Below are 14948 nucleotides of genomic sequence, written 5' to 3' on the forward strand. Positions count from 1 at the left end.
GGATACGGCATGGCTCACTTATTGCGCATCGTGATGATTCACGGCCACCTGAGCGGCGTGGTCGAACTCAGTGTGGACGGCCACACCAATATTTGCGGCACCAACGCCTCCGGTAAAACCACGCTACAGCGGCTGGTGCCGGTGTTTTACGGCGAATTACCCAACAAGGTAGTGCCCAAAACGCGTATGAAGTTCGACGCGTTCTACCTACCCAACCGCAACAGCTACCTGGTATACGAATACCGCCGCGAAGCGGGCAACGTGTGCCAGGCGGTGCTGACCCGCAAGCAGGAAGGCGGCGTGGAGTATCGCTTCGTCGGCGCGCCTTACCGCCCGGAAGACTACCTGGTCGAGACCGAGCAGGGCCCGCTGGCGCTGGACTACACCCAGTGGGCCAGCGGGCTGCGCCGCAGCGGCACGCCGGTGTCGCCCAAGCTGGGGGCCACCTCCGAGTTCCGCTCGGTGATCCAGAACGACTTTACCCAGCTCCACGGCAACAGCCGCGATGGCCTGAAGCTGCGCCAGATCGCCGCCCAGTTCAGCCTGGTCAATCCCGAGCGGCGCATTCGCCATATCGAAAAGCTGGTCTCGGCGGTGCACGCCAAAGAGGGCAAGATGGACACCCTCAAGACCATGCTGGCGGCGATTTTCGAAGAGGACGGCGTCGAACTGCCGGTTACTCGCATTCGCAGTGCCAAGGCCCGCGAGTGGATTCACCAGATGCGCCAATCCATGCGCCTGGAGCCGCTGCAGGCCGCGTTGGCCAAACTCTCCGGCATCGACCGCGAACTGGCCGAGCTCGACACTACCCTGTGGCAACTCAAACCCCAGCTGGCCGCCGACCGCGAACAGGCCCAGCGGCAGGTCGCCGACCTGGAAGGTGAACTCAACCGCCACCAGCGGGAGTTTCAGGCCGAAGAGCAGGCCTACGGCGAACGGCGGGATGCGCTCAACGACCAGCACAGCGAAGTGGCAAGCCAGCTGCAGCATACTCAGCACCGCCTCAACGACCTGCAAACCCGCTTCGAGCAGTACGCTGATGCCGACATGCCCGGCCTGGAGCGGGACATCAACGCGCTGCCCCAGTGGCGCGAACAGCGCGACCAGCTGCAGCAACACCTGCAAGTGATGCAGGACGCAGTCAAGGAAAGCCAGGCGCGCCTGGATGGCCGACTGCGCGAACTCTCGGAAAACCTCGCCCGCCAGACTCAAGAGAACCAGGAACTGATCGACGCGCTGGTGGAGGAGAAAGCCGAGCGCCGCGAGCAGCAGTGGCAAACCGAGCAGCAGCATAACGAGCGCTACCAGCAGGCCCGCCAGCGCTTGGAGAGCGAGTATCAGGCCCAGCTGGAGCTAGGCGTCGAGCAGCTGGCCGAGCTGAAGGCCCAGCTGGCCATGCCCAGCCAAACCCGCGAAGAGGCCCAGGAAGCCGAGCTGGCCCAGGCGCGGCTGGACGATGCCCAGCAGGCCCGCAGCGCGGCCGGGGCCACCCTGGAGGCGCTGCGCCGCGAGCTGGAAGCCCACAAGCGCGAGCGCGACACCGCCGAACAGCATCTCGTGCAGTGCCGTCAGCAGCGGGAGCGCGCCGAGCAGCACTGCTACACGCTTTATCAGCAGCAGACCCCCGAGCAGGGCAGCCTGCGCCACTTCCTGCGCTACCACCGCCCCGGCTGGGAACAGCAGCTCGGCAAGGTGATCGCCCCGGAACTGCTGGAACGCCGCGACCTCGCCCCCCAACTGGCCGACCACGCCAGCGACGACCTGTTCGGCCTGGCGTTGGACCTTTCCGCCATCGCGCTGCCCGACTACGCTCAGGACGAAGCCAGCCTGCTGGCCGCCATCGAGGGAGCCGAGAGCGCCAAGGCCCGAGCCCATACCGCCTGCACCGCCGCTGAAAAGGCCCTCAAGCAGCACAACGAGCGGGTACAGCAGGCCGATGACGCCCAGGACACCGCTCGCCTGGCCCATCAGCGCGCCGAGCAGGAAGTGGAGTACGCCCTGGAAGCGCGCCGCCAGCAGCAGGCCCGCCACGCGGAAAGCCAGAAAGCCCGCCGTGCCCACATCGAAGCCGCCCTGGCCCGCCAGGAGCAGGCCCAAACCGAGCTGCGCGACGAGAAGCGCGACGCCCTGGCCGAGCTGGCCGAAACCCACCAAGGCCAGCTGTTGGAACTCAAGGCCGACGCCCAAAGCCAGCTCGATAGCCTCGATGCCCAGCTACGCACCTACAAACAGCAGCTTAGCGATGCCAACGCCGAACACCAGCGCCAGCGCGCCGAGCTGGAAGAGGCCTTCAGCCAGGAGCTGGCCGAACAGGGCGTCGACCCCGCCCAGCTCAAGGCCACGCGAACTCGCCTGGAAGCGCAGAACGAGCGCATTCGCAAAACCGCTGCCCGCCAGGAGGAGCTGGCCGAGTACCAGCGCTTCATGCGCATCGAGTGGGGCCAGCATAAACCCCAGCTGGTGGCGGAAGAGGCCGAGCTGGCCCAGCGCGACCAGCAGCTCAAGCGCGACAAAGCGCATCTGAAAAACGCCTTCCACGCCGCCAGAGAGGCCCACCAGCAGGCAGTGAACGGCCTGAAGGCCCAGCGAGATAGCGCCCGAGGCACCCTGGAAGCCCTGACGCCGCTGCTCAACCAGCTGGAAAGCCTGGAGCTGGTGGCCGAAGGCGCGCCGCTGGAAGCCAGCCTGGGCGATGTGGACGAGCGCATCGAGCGCACCCACCAGGCCCTGGCCAGCCGCCACCAGCAGCTGGAGCAACTGCGCCGAGGCTGCCTGGACGTCGAAAGCCAACTGATCAAGGATGCCAGCAGCGGCTTTGCCGATGCCCTGCAAAGCGAGCGCGACAAGCTGCCCAGCGACAGCCCACGGCTACTACTGCCGCTTTTACGCGGCATGCTCAAACTGCTGGAAGACCAACAGCAGCAGCTGATTCAGGAAGGCCGTAACCTCAGCGACGACCTGGACAAGTTCTTCATCGTCTTCCGCGACCTGAACCGGCGCATCAGCGCCCAGAGCCGTCGGCTTTCGGAAGAGGTCGCCGACGACCTGCGCCTGGAAGGCATCACCAAGGCGGAAGTGCGCATTCAGTCCACCATTGACGAGCTGGGCTTTTGGGAGCCGCTCAAACTGTTCGCCCAGCGCTACAAGGCGTGGCGGGAGTCCGGCCAGACGCTGCCCGGCGACGACTACCTCAACGCCCTGGCCGACGTGGTCGATTTGCTGCGCAGCGACCAGCAGTACAGCTTCGAAAGCCTGCTGCGCCTGGAGCTGCACCTGAACGAAGGCGGCACCGATTTGGTAATCAAAAACGACCGCCAGCTGCTGGAGTCCTCCAGCCACGGCATGGCGTATCTGATTCTGTGCAAGTTCCTGCTGGCGTTTACCCGCCTGCTGCGGGGCGATGCGCACATCGCCATCCACTGGCCGATTGATGAGATCGGTACGCTGGCCTACCACAACGTCGAAAAACTGTTCGACGCCTGCGACAGCAACCGCATCCATATCGTCGGGGCCTTCCCCAACCCGGAATCCGACGTGCTGCTGCTGTTCGCCAACCGCTACCTCATCGAACGGGACGCCCAGCAACAGCGTCAGCTCAAGCGTATCGAGCCACGCCTCAGCGCGCTGGCGCAGAAAATCAAGCAGCGCCAACAGGAGGTGAGCGCATGATCGAACACGGCCCCCTGCTCGAACGCCTGCTGGCAGGCGACTTCGTCTGCGCCGTCAGCGACGACAACGCCTACCGGCACCTGGCCAACGAAGAGACCCGCGAGGCCATCGACGCCTACCTGCGCCCGCTCAACCGACGGCTGGCCAGCAACGAAGACGCCAGCGTCTACTATCTCGCCTGGCGGCAGCTCAGCGACACGGCGCGGGAGCAGCTCTCCCGCCAGCTCGCCGACACCGTCAACAGCCTGCTGCCCATGCTGGAGTGGCTACAACTGGTGCAGGAAGCGCTGGGCCGCGACGCCCTGGCCGCCCCTGGCGACGTGCTCAAACCCGCCGAGTTCAGCGCCAAGTGCGAAGACAACCAGAGCCTGCGCGAGCGTTTGGAACGGCTAGCCACGGACAACTTCTTTGGCTCCCAGAGCGACCAGCTGGATGCCCAGGTGAAGCAGATCTTCAAACGGCTGAAAGAGCACGGTTACCTGATGCAGCCCCACAGCGAACGCCAAGTGTTCGTGGTGACCGGCAAGATGGACTACCTGGTGGACGTGGTACGCTTCATCCGCGACGAAGAGAATCTGCCCATCGATGCCGACGAGGACACCGGCACGCAGGAGGCCCTGCTGTGAGTCGGCGTGAGAACAGTGCTTTAGGCAATGGGGTGGGCAGTGGCGTGAGCGAGCTGGAGAGCCGCCTGCTGAAAACTGGCGCAGAACGCCTGGCGCTGCTGGGCAAGCACGCCGAACGGCTGATGCAGGCCTACACCCGCGACGACGTACCGCTGGAAGGCCTGAGCGACGGCGCGTTGCGCAAGCTGCTGGCCGCCCGGGTGCTATGGCGGCCCGACGAGCAGAGCGGCGTCAAACTCTCGCCCAAGGTGCGCGACCTGATCGCCGAAATGCTCGCCGACGAAACCCGCCGCCACGTCAATGCCGACGTGGCCGAAACCCTGGAGCTGATTCGTACCCAAGTAGATAGCTACCGAGAAGCCCGCAGCAAGGGCGAACACTGGCGCCAGGAGCAGCAGCTACTGCGCCTGCGCCAGGAGGTGGATGGCCTCAACGGCCGTTTCGCCGACGCCATCGATAGCCTGTGGCAGCGGCTCAACAGCGATTTCGGTTTCGTCAGCCAGCTCAACGACAAGATCCGCGAGAACGACCGCGCCCAAAAGCAGATCGTGCGGCTACTCGATGGCCTCGCGCTGATCGACTTCGACGAGCTGATCGCCCTGGTGGGTAGCGACGGCAGCCTGCGCAAGCTGCTCATCAGCCAGCTTCAGAACCGCCTGAGCCACCACTACACCAGCTTGAGGGAAGTGCAGCGGCGGTTGATCGAGCTCATGGCCCGCTTCCGCAAGCAGCAGGCCCGCAGCCGTCTGATGACCGGCATGGCCGCCTTCCTGCGCGAACACCCGGGCTTTGTGCCCGGCAACTACGCCCAGCGCAGTGAGGTGCCCGCGCTGTTCAACCGCGCCGCACCGCTCAACCCCGCCGCCGCCCCCGCGCTGGACCACGCCCTGGATACCCGCGTTTTGGCCGAGCTGTTGCACGAGCTGCCCGCCCCACGCCACGCCGCACAAAACGTCGCGGTCGCCAACCCCGTTCAACCCGCCGAAGAGAGCCTGGCCGCCGCCCGCCAGCAGGCGCTCAAGCTGGACGTCGAACGCTTCTACCTCGCGGTGCTCGACCAGCCGCCCGCCGAGCCCGTCAGCGCCCTGGCCTACCTACAACAGAGCGGCCTAGAGTGGGCAGATGAAATCTGGCTGTTTCAGGTGATCGCCGAGTACCAAGGGCTGCCGCGTAGCGAACAGCAGGCCTTCCGCCTGCAGCAAGAGGAGAGCAAGGCCAGCGCCTTTAATGACCTGCGGCTGATTCACGATGTGGCCCTGGCGGTGGCGGTATGAACCTGCCCAGCCGCGCACGCAACGGCCTTAACGGCGTCGCCCGCGAACTACTCCGCCAGCCCACGGTGGAGAAGCCCCGCCGCCAGTGGGTGGAAGACGTGGTGGCCTGGTGCCGCCAGCAGGATATCGACCTCGGCATGCGGCTTTCCAGCCAGGCCCTGCGCTTCGATGCCGAGCTGCTGGCACAGATCGATAGCGTTCTGGCCAGCGCCCACCTCGCCCCGCTGGGCCGCTCGCTCAGCGGCCTGAGCAGCGCCGCCCAGGCCAAAGAGGGCGTGGAAGAAGACAAAGCCACCCGCGAAAGCCCCCGCGCCTGGCGCGTACTGCTCAGCCTGCCGCCGCAACCTACCCCAGGGCTTGCAAGCGAGCCGCGCTGCAGTCGCGACGTGGACGTTCGCCACCTCACGCTAGGAGCCTTCGGCGCGCTGGTGCAGGTGGAAAACCTCGACAGCTTCTACGCTTTCAACCCGAACATCAGCGCCCTCAGCGGCTACGCCCAGCCGCTCATCGCCTACCGAGGTGACAGCCACTACGGCGGCGGCTTCGCCCACCTGGCCGAGGTGTGGCGCAAAACCCGCCGACCCCACCTCTACGCAGGCGACTTCGACGCCAAGGGCGTGACCCTCGCGCTGGACAGCGGCGCCACGCACCTGCTGCTCCCCGATATGGCGTGGCTCAGCCAATACGCCACCCCCCTGCACCAGCCCGCCGGGCAGCTCCCCTACCAACGGCGGCTGCGCCAACTCCACGTCAGCCTACCGCCCCAACACCCGCTCAGGCCCTACCTCACGCTGCTGGAAAAACAGCGCGGCCTCAAACAGCAGTGGTTTGAGGGGGAATTGGTGGCGGTGGGGGTTGGTTAGCGGATTGCTTCTTGGCTGGGGTTGGCTGAGAGAATCAACCGTGCAGTGCTTTTCTTGCGGTACGCAGGGGGGAAAGCAAAACGCGCCAGCATGCGAATCTGAATATGCCGCTTATTTTCCCTTTGCCTTCAGGCGAATCAGTGGGATAGGGTCGATGGAGCTGGCTACATAACCTCAATGAATGAGCGCGCGCGTTTATTGGGGTTATACAGCGTTCCGTATAAGCACTGTTATGTTTTAAGGAGGTAGTTTGAGTAAAGTCGTTGGACGCTGGCGAATTAAGTGGATGGAAATGTGGGATCAAGACTTTGTTGATCTTATCGAGCCCGGATACTTCCAGTTCGATGAAGATGGCCTCGGCTTTTTTGTATTCGGAGCAGTTGAGGGCCAAATCGACTACCGCATTCCAGATGATGGAGGGCGAGTCGAGTTTTCTTGGTCTGGAAATGATGATGGTCGTGAAAAGTCTGGCCGTGGTTGGTTTCAGTTTTCATCTTCAAATTCAGCGAAAGGGGAACTCTTCATTCATTGTGGAGACGAGTCGGCCGTAGAAATCGAATATCAAACATAACCAGGCGCGGCACTCGGATGCCTTTGTCTCCGCTTCGCTACGTCAAAGTCACCGGTGCGCTAAGCGTTACAACGTCATTTCTTCCGCTTCAGGTCGCGGTAGAAGTTTTCGTGTGATCCCAGAGCCATCAGCTCAAGGACAAGAGCGCCATCATCAAAACTGTAACCCAGCAGAGTCAGTTGCTTATTCATTTTGAACTTATGGACTCGTAAAAAGGCCAGGTCTCCTTTCTTCTGCTCACCAATGTTGGGATTGGCCATTAGATCCTTAACGGCCAAATCAAGGTCTTTTTTCTGGTTGGGCTTGAGCTTCTTCACCGCTTTTTTGAAGGTAGGGGTTTGTAATACGCTGGTGGCTTTAACCAAAATCGTAAGCCTCCAGCTTGCCGGCGTCCCGCTCTGCTTGCGCGATGATGGCTTGCCTTACAAACTCGTAGGGTAAATCCGGGTTGTCTTCCATCATCTCGCCGATTTTTGCCCAATGTTCTATTTGCTTGGGCGGGGTTCTATTAAGTGCTTTAGCTATAATAGTGGCTTTTTCAATAAGGTTCTGATCTAAGCGAATGCTGTTGGTAGCCATTTGTACCTCCTACGTTGATTGTCTTATATTGTAGCAATATGCCACAATTGAGACAAGTTGTAACAAGGCGCTGTTGTCGGACTGCTTTTCCGCTGGTGCTACAAAACAGCCGCAAAGCGCGGCGTTATGCGCTTTGACACCTGATACGTTACAGGGTACATTCAAGGAATGATTCGAAGCTTCAAACACAAGGGCTTGGCAAAATTCTTCAAGTCCGGCAGTACTGCAGGGATTCAGGCCGCTCATGAAAAGAGGCTTCGGCTAATTCTCGGTAGATTGAATGCAGCATCGAATGCCAAAGATATGGACTTACCCGGTCTTCGCTTGCATGAGCTCTCTGGCAATCGTGCCGGAATCTGGTCAGTGACCGTCAGCGGTAACTGGCGAGTGACCTTCCGGTTCGAAGACGGAGATGCCGAGATTGTGAACTACGAAGATTATCACTGAGGTACCGCCAATGTTAATGCACAACCCTCCGCACCCGGGTGAAGTGCTGCGAGAGCTTTGTCTTGAGCCCCTTGGCCTTTCTGTCACAGCAGCAGCAGAGGCATTGGGCGTTAGCCGCAAAACGCTGAGTGCCGTGTTGAATGGCAAGGCCGGCATTAGTCCAGAAATGGCGATCCGGCTCTCTATCGCTTTCGATACCTCGGCAGAAAGCTGGCTAAATCAGCAGTCCCAATATGAACTTTGGCATGCTGAACAACATCGCAAAGAGCTCAACGTGAAGAAGCTTGTTGCAGCCTGAGGCAGCACATAACCAGGCCATGCACCGGATGCCAAAACCTCCGCTTCGCTGCGGTTCTGTCACCGGTGATGGCGGGCGTTATGCAGTCATTCCTTCGTCTCGTTGACAAGCGTCACGTGACGAAATACACTTTGTTTCATGATCAAATCCTTCGCTGACAAACGAACCCAAGAACTCTACGCCAAGGGCAAGTCAAAGAAATTTCCTGCGGATGTTGCACCGAGAGCCGCTAGAAAACTTGAATACGTGGATCTGGCCGTACAGCTTGAGGATTTGAAAGTGCCGCCCGGCAATCGCCTTCACCCACTGTCGGGAAACAGGCAGGGGCAGCACGCAATTTCAATCAATGATCAGTGGCGTATCTGTTTTCGTTTTGAAGGTGGCGATGCGTATGAAGTCGAAGTGTGTGACTACCACTGAGTGAGGTGATGACCATGGCTATTCTTAATACTGCTGGCATGCAGCGCAAACCGACTCATCCTGGCGAAATGCTGAGGGAAGACTTTCTTCCGGACTATGGTCTGACGGTTTCGGGGTTGGCCGAATCTTTGGGTGTCTCTCGTCAGTCAGTGAATGAACTATTGCGGGAACGCCGTGCTGTCAGCCCTGAAATGGCGCTCAGGCTTGCGCGTTTGTTTGGTAACTCGCCAGAATTCTGGCTGAACGCACAGCGGTCTGTTGATCTTTGGACTGCTGCGCAGTCGGTCAAGGAAGAAGTGGATCGAATCAAGCCGCTACATGCTGCATAACCAGGCCATGCACCGGATGCCAAAACGGCCGCTTCGCTCTGGTTTTGTCACCGGTGATGGTGGGCGTTAGCACCTCATGTCCGACGACTGTCGTTTACATCATCCGCAAGCCAAGCCTTGATCAGTGATTGATAAGGCATGTCCCGCTTGTTGGCTTCGATCTTGATCCGATCAAGCAGAGTTTCCGGCAACCGGAGTGAGATGGTCTTGGTTGATGGTTTCAGCTTCGGGAACGATGCCGGCTTGGCCTGGCTCCAATCCAGGTAGTCGGTGGAGTCGTGAGTTTCCCAGAATTCCCGTTCTTCTGCTTCAGTTTTGAACTCAGGCATCTTTTTTGGCTTGCTCATAAACAGCCCTCTCTTTTCGGTGCATGTCGCGAGCGGAAATCACCCGAATCAGCGTACCGTTCTGCCTCAGTGTGAACGTGATGTGGAGCAATCTCTCGTCATCTGTTTCACCAAGAGCATGAAAACGGGCCTCAGTCTGGCTGTGTTTGGAATCCTCCAACACCAGAAGCGGCTCATTAAAGAAAATTTCTTCCGCTTCGGACTGGTTTACGCCATGTTTCTCCACGTTTTTTCGGGAGTTGCCTTCGTCCCAGTCAAAGCCAGTAACTTGTGCCCAATTGATCATAAAAGTATATTATCAGCATATACGCAGGCGTCAACAAGTGCTAACCAATGCAGGCACGGCGACGCCCACTACATTGCGCCCTCGGCTCCATTTCGTGGGCGCGCATGCTGCAGGCGTTAGCACCAAAAAGTTTAGCTATGGCAAAAGTTAAGAAACAGCTCACTCCGGCCCAAAAGAGTGCAAAGAAAGCCGCGCAAGCAGATCGGCAAAGGAAGTACCAGTGGGTCTTTATGAACGGTAAGCAAGCCAGAATAAAGCGGCCACCAACTGTGGATGGCATGCCTGTAGACCAGTTCATTGAGGAGAATGCTGATCCGGTATGGCTCCACCAGAACGAGCTATGGGAGCTGATGCCGATTGAAGACGATCTTTTTGGTTCTGAGCCGTCTACGGAATCAAGTGAAACAGAAGATGAGAACGGAATACCATTTTGACTTGGGTCACAGGTATTTAGTTGAGCAGTGCTAACCAGTCGCTCAAGTACGTTCCCGGCCTGACGGCCGTCCACCGGATGCCCTTGTCAGGGCACCGCTTAGTTTCGCGTTAGCTGTGATTGCCCCACCTGAAGAGTGATACTATAGTGTCACTGTTAGTCTGATTTAGGGTGAGCCCATGAAAGTTGAGCTTGTTACGAACCTCAAGCGCCAAGCCACAAAGATTCTGGCAGATCTGCACTTGTCTAAGGAGCCGATACTGATCACGGAGCATGGTCAGCCATCGGCATATCTTGTCGATGTGCAGGATTATGAGTTTATGCAGCGCCGACTTGAGTTGCTTGAGGGGCTATCACGGGGAGAGCGTGCTGTACTTGAGGGAAGAACGTACAGCCAAAGTGAGGCCAGGGAGAAAATGAGTAAATGGCTGAAGTAATCTGGACGGAGCCTGCCCTTCAAGAACTGGATGCCATAGCTGAGTACATTGCTCTGGATAATCCTGTTGCCGCAAGTCATCTGGTCCAGGAAGTTTTCGATAAGACCGAGCGTTTGGAAGATTTTCCCCAATCCGGACGGATTCCTCCAGAACTCCCTAATTCAGTATACAGGGAGGTAGTGGTTCCACCGTGTCGCATTTTTTATCGTGAGGATGATCAGCGAGTTCTCATTCTCTATGTTATGCGAGAGGAGCGACAGCTTCGGGCGTACATGCTTGGGAACAGCTAACCAGGCGCGTCACTGGGATGCCTTTGTCTTCGCTTCGCTACGTCAAAGTCACCGGTGCGCTTCGGCGTTATGTTTCTTTACTGCACCTGTTAACTGGTGCTATTAATGGCACCAAATCGTTGGCTGGGTAATCACTATGCAAGTGAAATTTTCCGAGGATGTCATTCCTCTATCAGACCTTAAAATCAATCCCGGAAAGGTGGTTGGTCGAGCGCAGGACACGCATCGTCCAATCCTGCTCACCAGCCGTGGCCGCGGCATAGCTGTTGTTCAGGGGCTCGAGGATTATGAGAGAACCGCAGAGGAATTGAGGTTTGTAAAGGCGGTGGCGCGGGGGCTTATGGATGTTCGCGAGGGCAACACCGTATCGTTGGAGGACGCCAAGAAAACGTTGGGTATCAAGTAAATGGAACTACGCTTAGCACAGTCTGCTCTCGAGGACTTACAGGCTATTCAGGAGTATTACAAAGAGCAGGATGTGCCACATGTCGGTGATGATTTCGTGGCTGCTATCCTAGAGCACTGTGAAATGCTTCAAATCCACCCGGATGCTGGCCGAGTTGTTCCTGAATTCAACATGGATCATATTCGTGAATTGATTCACGCGCCGTTTCGAGTTGTCTATCTCAGGCAGGCTAAAGAGGTTCTGCTCATACGAGTCTGGCGGAGTGAGAGGCAGCTCGAATTACCAGCAAACGAAACATAACATTGCGGAGGCTGTGAAACGGCATAAACAGGAGAAGTGGCTGAAAGAGAATGCCAAAGCTCTGGCAAGTTCGAACGCATACGTCGAAGCTAACGGTTTGCCTCTCGCGCGGCACCGTCAATTCTGATGGCCCGCTTCGGCATGAGCGTCTAACATGATGGCTTTGCCTCCATGAGGTTGCCGCATCCTGCCAGTGTTAAAAGCCGGTGATCGCCAGGTCCAGAGCCCCGATAATTAGGTCTCTAACATGCGAGAGAGAGCCGATGGGATTCCGTAGATGTTTTTCAGGCACCGACGAAATCTGTGGCGTTAACAGCAATAGCGCCTGATCGCCAAAGCTGATTTCAGGAGTGAGTCCTTGCATGGTGTCGTTGCCGAAGGCGGAACGGTTTCCCAGCGGGATGACGATGCGGGTGGTCAGTTCGCTTAGCAAACTGCTTTGAACATCCACAAGGTAGGGGTAGTGCGCTTTGCTGGTTTTGCTTGGGTTGGGGTATACGTCGAATTGTGCCATTAAAACTCCCTGAATTCGTCGCCAAAGCATCCGTGTCGTTCGACAAAATCGTTATAACTTTTTATCGCAGCTCGATTTTCTTCGACCCATCGCTGCGCTTCGCATTGGGAAAGCTCTTCTTTCAGCGCTCGCTCCAGGGTGGCAGACAGGTTAATGTTCAATTCACGTGTCCTGCGCAGCAGGTCGCTATTGATGGAGAGATTCGCTGCTTTTTTGGGTGCGGCTGCATCGTAGAGTTCGGCCATCGTCGCCTCCTGGTGGCTCTTGATGTATAGTCTGATTTTATGCGCATGGAAATGCGCATTCAAGCATGCCTCGTTGCTTCGAACGCCATCCCTTCAAGCTCATTGTTGACTCGTCAATCAGATATGAACCTACTCTTCCTCGGCACCTCCGCCGGAGTCCCAACCAAAACAAGAAACGTGTCTGGCGTCGCTTTGCATGAAAGCAAGGGCAAGGGTTGGTATCTGGTCGATTGTGGCGAGGGCACGCAGCATCAGGTGTTGCACACCAAGCTGACGTTTCATTCGCTGAAGGCCATTTTGATTACCCATGTGCACGGCGACCACTGCTACGGGCTGCCGGGCATTCTGGCCAGTGCGGCCATGGGTGGGCGCACGGCGCCGCTGCCCCTTGTGGCCCCAAGGGTATCCAAACCTGGCTGGAAGCCACCTGTGCGGTCACCCAGCTTTGCCTGCTCTTCGCGCTGGAATTCAGATGAATGAACCCAAAGGAGATACCCCATGCAAAAGGTAAGAATCGACCTAGTATCTGATGTGGCCTGCCCGTGGTGCGCCATTGGCTACCGACGCTTGGAGCAGGCGTTAGAGACACTCAAGGGCGAGATCGACGTCGAGCTGGTCTGGCAGCCTTTCGAACTGAATCGGGACATGCCGCCCGAGGGCGAGCCGATTCTGGAGCATCTATGCCGCAAGTACGGCAAGGACGCGGCCACCATGGAACAGTCCCAGCGCGAGATCATGGCTGCCGCCGAAGCGCTTGGCCTGAATTTCCGTGGCGCGCTGGAGCGCCGAGCGAACAACACCTTCGCCGCGCACCGTGTGCTGGCCTGGGCCGGCACGCAGCATCAGGAAACGGCGCTTCAACTGGCGCTTTTCGAGGCCTACTTCGGCGAGGCGAAAAATCCCGCCGACCCCTTGGTGCTTCGCGAAAAAGCTATCGAGGTGGGGCTGGATGGCGACACCGCCGAGGCCATCGCTCGCTCCGATCAGTACACCGAAGAAGTGCGTGAAGCCGAGCAGCGCTTTATGGACATGGGCGTCAGTGCCGTGCCTGCATTTATTCTCGATGGCCGCTACCTGATTTCCGGCGCCCAGCCCACCGATGTGCTGGTCGATGCGCTGCGTCAGGTGGCTGAAGAGAACGCCAGCGGCTAATGTGTGAAAAGCGCTGCCTGAAGTATGTGGTATCGGGATCCGGTGGGCGACGAAGGTCTGCGCTGCTGGCTGACAGTCGTGTTTACCGGAGATCTGGAGTAGCCAGATGGAGCTTTCACAGCCAACAATGCAACGAGTAAGGGAGTCATGATGCAAAGGATGCAAGTGCGCCCGCTGATGGCTAGTTTGTTGGCGCTATTGGGGTTATGGATGGCACTACGTCCACTACCGGATGCCGCCGTTTCTCTGTTGATCGCTCTGGCTGGCCAAGAGGACATTTCTTCAAGCGTATTGATGGCTCAGTTTGTGCATTTTTTTAGCAATACTCTGATCGGGCTGAGTCTTATTCTGTGGCGTGAGGCATTGAGCCGATGGCTGGTGCCGCAAGGGGCAGGTGTATTGGTAAGCCCCCGGGCCTGCATGGCGGTGGGGACAGCGCTCATGGGTATTTATTTTATCGCTGCTGGCACGGTGCTGTTGGGGGAGTTTCTCGCGCAACAGCGGCCAAACGCTAGCGCTTACTTGTTAGGGCGTGGGGGGACTTCTGTGGTCGTGGGAGCCGTTTTGCTTTTAAGCTCAGCGGGGGGCAGCCGGTTATGGGCGCTACTGTTAAAACTGCGAAGTGCCGGATGGCGGTAAGCATGTGAGCCTCTGATAGAGTCCGGAGCCTTGTCTGCTGCCTTCGCAATACACTCTCTTTCTTGTGACCAGAAGGTGGAAGTGCATCCATGAAAACCATCGGCTTGATCGGCGGCATGAGCTGGGAGTCCACTCAAACCTACTACCGCCTCGTCAACCAGCATGTGCGCACGGCCGCTGGGCGGGCTGCACTCTGCCAGGGTGGTGCTGTACAGCGCGGATTTTGCCGAGATAGAGGCGCTGCAGCATCAGGGTAACTGGCAGGCGACTGCCGAGATATTGGCAGCGGCGGTCTCCATTCCGCTATTGCATATCGCCGATGCCACGGCCCAGGTGCTGCAACGCCAGGGCATTGCCTGCGTAGGTTTGCTGGGCACGCGGTTTACCATGGAACAGGCGTTTTATCAGTTAGCGCGGAAAACCTCGTACTTTTAGTGCGAGGATGGATAGCGCGGCGTCCGCCAGGACGCCTTGTGTTTTGCATCCTTACAATATTTCGTCTAAAGTGTAAAGCATGAAAGCCGAACGCACCTACCAATACCGCTTCTATCCCACGCCTGAGCAAGCAGCCTTGCTGGCGCGGACGTTTGGGTGCGTGCGGTTTGTCTGGAACTCGGTACTGCGCTATCGCACCGACGCGTTCTATCAGCGTCAGGAAAAGATCGGCTATAACGATGCCTGCGCGTTCCTAACACAGTTAAAGAAGCAGCCGGACACCGCCTTTCTAGCCGAGGTTAGTTCGGTGCCACTGCAACAATGCTTGCGCCATCAACAAAGTGCGTTCAAGCATTTCTTTGCCAAGCGGGCGCGGTACCCCAGCTTT

General features: G+C 58.4%; 24 protein-coding genes and 2 pseudogenes. 20 read left to right on the top strand and 6 right to left on the bottom strand.

Annotated features, from left to right (window positions below; genetic code table 11):
- The first annotated feature begins 9 nt into the window (after window positions 1–9).
- The 5 genes from AC13CN_RS07710 (at window position 10) to AC13CN_RS07730 (ending at window position 7003) form a co-directional block, all read left to right on the top strand.
- Window positions 10–3669 carry an ATP-binding protein gene (locus AC13CN_RS07710; protein ID WP_253561280.1) on the top strand — a complete coding sequence of 1220 codons (3660 nt, stop codon included), beginning with the start codon at window positions 10–12 and terminating at the stop codon, window positions 3667–3669.
- Window positions 3666–4295: a condensin complex protein MksE gene (locus AC13CN_RS07715; RefSeq protein WP_062362328.1), complete on the top strand. Its 630-nt coding sequence runs from the start codon at window positions 3666–3668 to the stop codon at window positions 4293–4295. Before AC13CN_RS07710 ends, AC13CN_RS07715 begins: the two co-directional genes overlap by 4 nt.
- A complete protein-coding gene (locus AC13CN_RS07720) occupies window positions 4292–5569 on the top strand; it encodes a hypothetical protein (protein ID WP_244154968.1) in 1278 nt (425 codons plus the stop codon). The genes AC13CN_RS07715 and AC13CN_RS07720 overlap by 4 nt, the downstream gene beginning before the upstream one ends.
- Window positions 5566–6432 (top strand): DUF7281 domain-containing protein, encoded by an 867-nt coding sequence (locus AC13CN_RS07725; protein ID WP_253557840.1) that lies wholly within the window; start codon window positions 5566–5568, stop codon window positions 6430–6432. The genes AC13CN_RS07720 and AC13CN_RS07725 overlap by 4 nt, the downstream gene beginning before the upstream one ends.
- A gap of 250 nt (window positions 6433–6682) precedes the next feature.
- Entirely contained in the window at window positions 6683–7003 is a 321-nt protein-coding gene (locus AC13CN_RS07730) for a hypothetical protein (RefSeq protein WP_164834383.1), read from the top strand.
- Between the two features lie 74 nt (window positions 7004–7077).
- Here AC13CN_RS07730 and AC13CN_RS07735 read toward each other — a convergent pair whose 3' ends face one another.
- Window positions 7078–7368: a type II toxin-antitoxin system RelE/ParE family toxin gene (locus tag AC13CN_RS07735; RefSeq protein ID WP_253557837.1), complete on the bottom strand. Its 291-nt coding sequence runs from the start codon at window positions 7366–7368 to the stop codon at window positions 7078–7080.
- Entirely contained in the window at window positions 7361–7582 is a 222-nt protein-coding gene (locus AC13CN_RS07740; RefSeq protein WP_007113097.1) for a TA system antitoxin ParD family protein, read from the bottom strand. Before AC13CN_RS07740 ends, AC13CN_RS07735 begins: the two co-directional genes overlap by 8 nt.
- A 168-nt stretch (window positions 7583–7750) precedes the next feature.
- Here AC13CN_RS07740 and AC13CN_RS07745 point away from each other — a divergent pair, with 168 nt between their 5' ends.
- The 4 genes from AC13CN_RS07745 to AC13CN_RS07760 all read left to right on the top strand — a co-directional run bounded on the left by AC13CN_RS07745 (window position 7751) and on the right by AC13CN_RS07760 (window position 9076).
- Entirely contained in the window at window positions 7751–8029 is a 279-nt protein-coding gene (locus AC13CN_RS07745) for a type II toxin-antitoxin system RelE/ParE family toxin (RefSeq protein WP_008174254.1), read from the top strand.
- Between the two features lie 10 nt (window positions 8030–8039).
- Window positions 8040–8327, top strand: a complete 288-nt coding sequence (locus AC13CN_RS07750; RefSeq protein WP_036148342.1) for a HigA family addiction module antitoxin — start codon at window positions 8040–8042, stop codon at window positions 8325–8327.
- A 138-nt stretch (window positions 8328–8465) separates the two neighbouring features.
- The gene (locus tag AC13CN_RS07755) at window positions 8466–8747 is read left to right on the top strand and encodes a type II toxin-antitoxin system RelE/ParE family toxin (RefSeq protein ID WP_054641815.1); all 282 of its coding nucleotides are present in this window, start codon (window positions 8466–8468) and stop codon (window positions 8745–8747) included.
- A 14-nt stretch (window positions 8748–8761) separates the two neighbouring features.
- Window positions 8762–9076 carry a HigA family addiction module antitoxin gene (locus AC13CN_RS07760; protein ID WP_008174257.1) on the top strand — a complete coding sequence of 105 codons (315 nt, stop codon included), beginning with the start codon at window positions 8762–8764 and terminating at the stop codon, window positions 9074–9076.
- Between the two features lie 74 nt (window positions 9077–9150).
- Here AC13CN_RS07760 and AC13CN_RS07765 read toward each other — a convergent pair whose 3' ends face one another.
- Entirely contained in the window at window positions 9151–9423 is a 273-nt protein-coding gene (locus AC13CN_RS07765) for a BrnA antitoxin family protein (RefSeq protein ID WP_054641814.1), read from the bottom strand.
- Window positions 9398–9709, bottom strand: coding sequence for a BrnT family toxin (locus AC13CN_RS07770; RefSeq protein ID WP_054641813.1), 312 nt, complete (start codon window positions 9707–9709; stop codon window positions 9398–9400). Before AC13CN_RS07770 ends, AC13CN_RS07765 begins: the two co-directional genes overlap by 26 nt.
- 104 nt (window positions 9710–9813) lie before the next feature.
- Between AC13CN_RS07770 and AC13CN_RS07775 the strand changes: the two genes are divergently transcribed.
- From AC13CN_RS07775 to AC13CN_RS07800, 6 genes are all read left to right on the top strand, one after another.
- The gene (locus AC13CN_RS07775; RefSeq protein WP_197746083.1) at window positions 9814–10143 is read left to right on the top strand and encodes a hypothetical protein; all 330 of its coding nucleotides are present in this window, start codon (window positions 9814–9816) and stop codon (window positions 10141–10143) included.
- Between the two features lie 178 nt (window positions 10144–10321).
- Window positions 10322–10579, top strand: a complete 258-nt coding sequence (locus tag AC13CN_RS07780; RefSeq protein WP_022992576.1) for a type II toxin-antitoxin system Phd/YefM family antitoxin — start codon at window positions 10322–10324, stop codon at window positions 10577–10579.
- The gene (locus AC13CN_RS07785; RefSeq protein ID WP_054641811.1) at window positions 10567–10869 is read left to right on the top strand and encodes a type II toxin-antitoxin system RelE/ParE family toxin; all 303 of its coding nucleotides are present in this window, start codon (window positions 10567–10569) and stop codon (window positions 10867–10869) included. Before AC13CN_RS07780 ends, AC13CN_RS07785 begins: the two co-directional genes overlap by 13 nt.
- A 136-nt stretch (window positions 10870–11005) precedes the next feature.
- Window positions 11006–11275 carry a type II toxin-antitoxin system Phd/YefM family antitoxin gene (locus tag AC13CN_RS07790; protein ID WP_022990375.1) on the top strand — a complete coding sequence of 90 codons (270 nt, stop codon included), beginning with the start codon at window positions 11006–11008 and terminating at the stop codon, window positions 11273–11275.
- A complete protein-coding gene (locus tag AC13CN_RS07795) occupies window positions 11276–11575 on the top strand; it encodes a type II toxin-antitoxin system RelE/ParE family toxin (RefSeq protein ID WP_253557835.1) in 300 nt (99 codons plus the stop codon).
- 13 nt (window positions 11576–11588) lie between these two features.
- Window positions 11589–11702, top strand: a complete 114-nt coding sequence (locus AC13CN_RS07800; protein ID WP_232068216.1) for a type II toxin-antitoxin system CcdA family antitoxin — start codon at window positions 11589–11591, stop codon at window positions 11700–11702.
- A 69-nt stretch (window positions 11703–11771) separates the two neighbouring features.
- On the opposite strand, the gene AC13CN_RS07805 is transcribed toward AC13CN_RS07800, so the two are convergent.
- Together AC13CN_RS07805 and AC13CN_RS07810 are read right to left on the bottom strand one after the other, a co-directional pair.
- Complete coding sequence (locus tag AC13CN_RS07805) at window positions 11772–12089, bottom strand: CcdB family protein (RefSeq protein WP_062373121.1); 318 nt, start codon at window positions 12087–12089, stop codon at window positions 11772–11774.
- Complete coding sequence (locus AC13CN_RS07810; RefSeq protein WP_172515451.1) at window positions 12089–12334, bottom strand: type II toxin-antitoxin system CcdA family antitoxin; 246 nt, start codon at window positions 12332–12334, stop codon at window positions 12089–12091. Before AC13CN_RS07810 ends, AC13CN_RS07805 begins: the two co-directional genes overlap by 1 nt.
- A gap of 123 nt (window positions 12335–12457) precedes the next feature.
- On the opposite strand from AC13CN_RS07810, the pseudogene AC13CN_RS07815 reads away from it, so the two are divergent.
- The 5 genes and pseudogenes from AC13CN_RS07815 to AC13CN_RS07835 all read left to right on the top strand — a co-directional run.
- A pseudogene (locus tag AC13CN_RS07815) lies at window positions 12458–12804 on the top strand (MBL fold metallo-hydrolase); the annotation flags it as partial.
- 28 nt (window positions 12805–12832) lie between these two features.
- The gene (locus AC13CN_RS07820; RefSeq protein WP_062373116.1) at window positions 12833–13486 is read left to right on the top strand and encodes a DsbA family oxidoreductase; all 654 of its coding nucleotides are present in this window, start codon (window positions 12833–12835) and stop codon (window positions 13484–13486) included.
- Between the two features lie 150 nt (window positions 13487–13636).
- Window positions 13637–14125, top strand: coding sequence for a hypothetical protein (locus AC13CN_RS07825; RefSeq protein ID WP_089675732.1), 489 nt, complete (start codon window positions 13637–13639; stop codon window positions 14123–14125).
- A gap of 89 nt (window positions 14126–14214) precedes the next feature.
- Window positions 14215–14533: pseudogene (locus AC13CN_RS07830) on the top strand (aspartate/glutamate racemase family protein); the annotation flags it as partial.
- Window positions 14534–14639: 106 nt separating this feature from the next.
- Window positions 14640–14948, top strand: a 309-nt coding sequence (locus tag AC13CN_RS07835; RefSeq protein ID WP_483053109.1) for an RNA-guided endonuclease InsQ/TnpB family protein, incomplete at its 3' end; no start/stop codon positions are given.

It is taken from the genome of Vreelandella sp. L-25 (assembly GCF_056857535.1).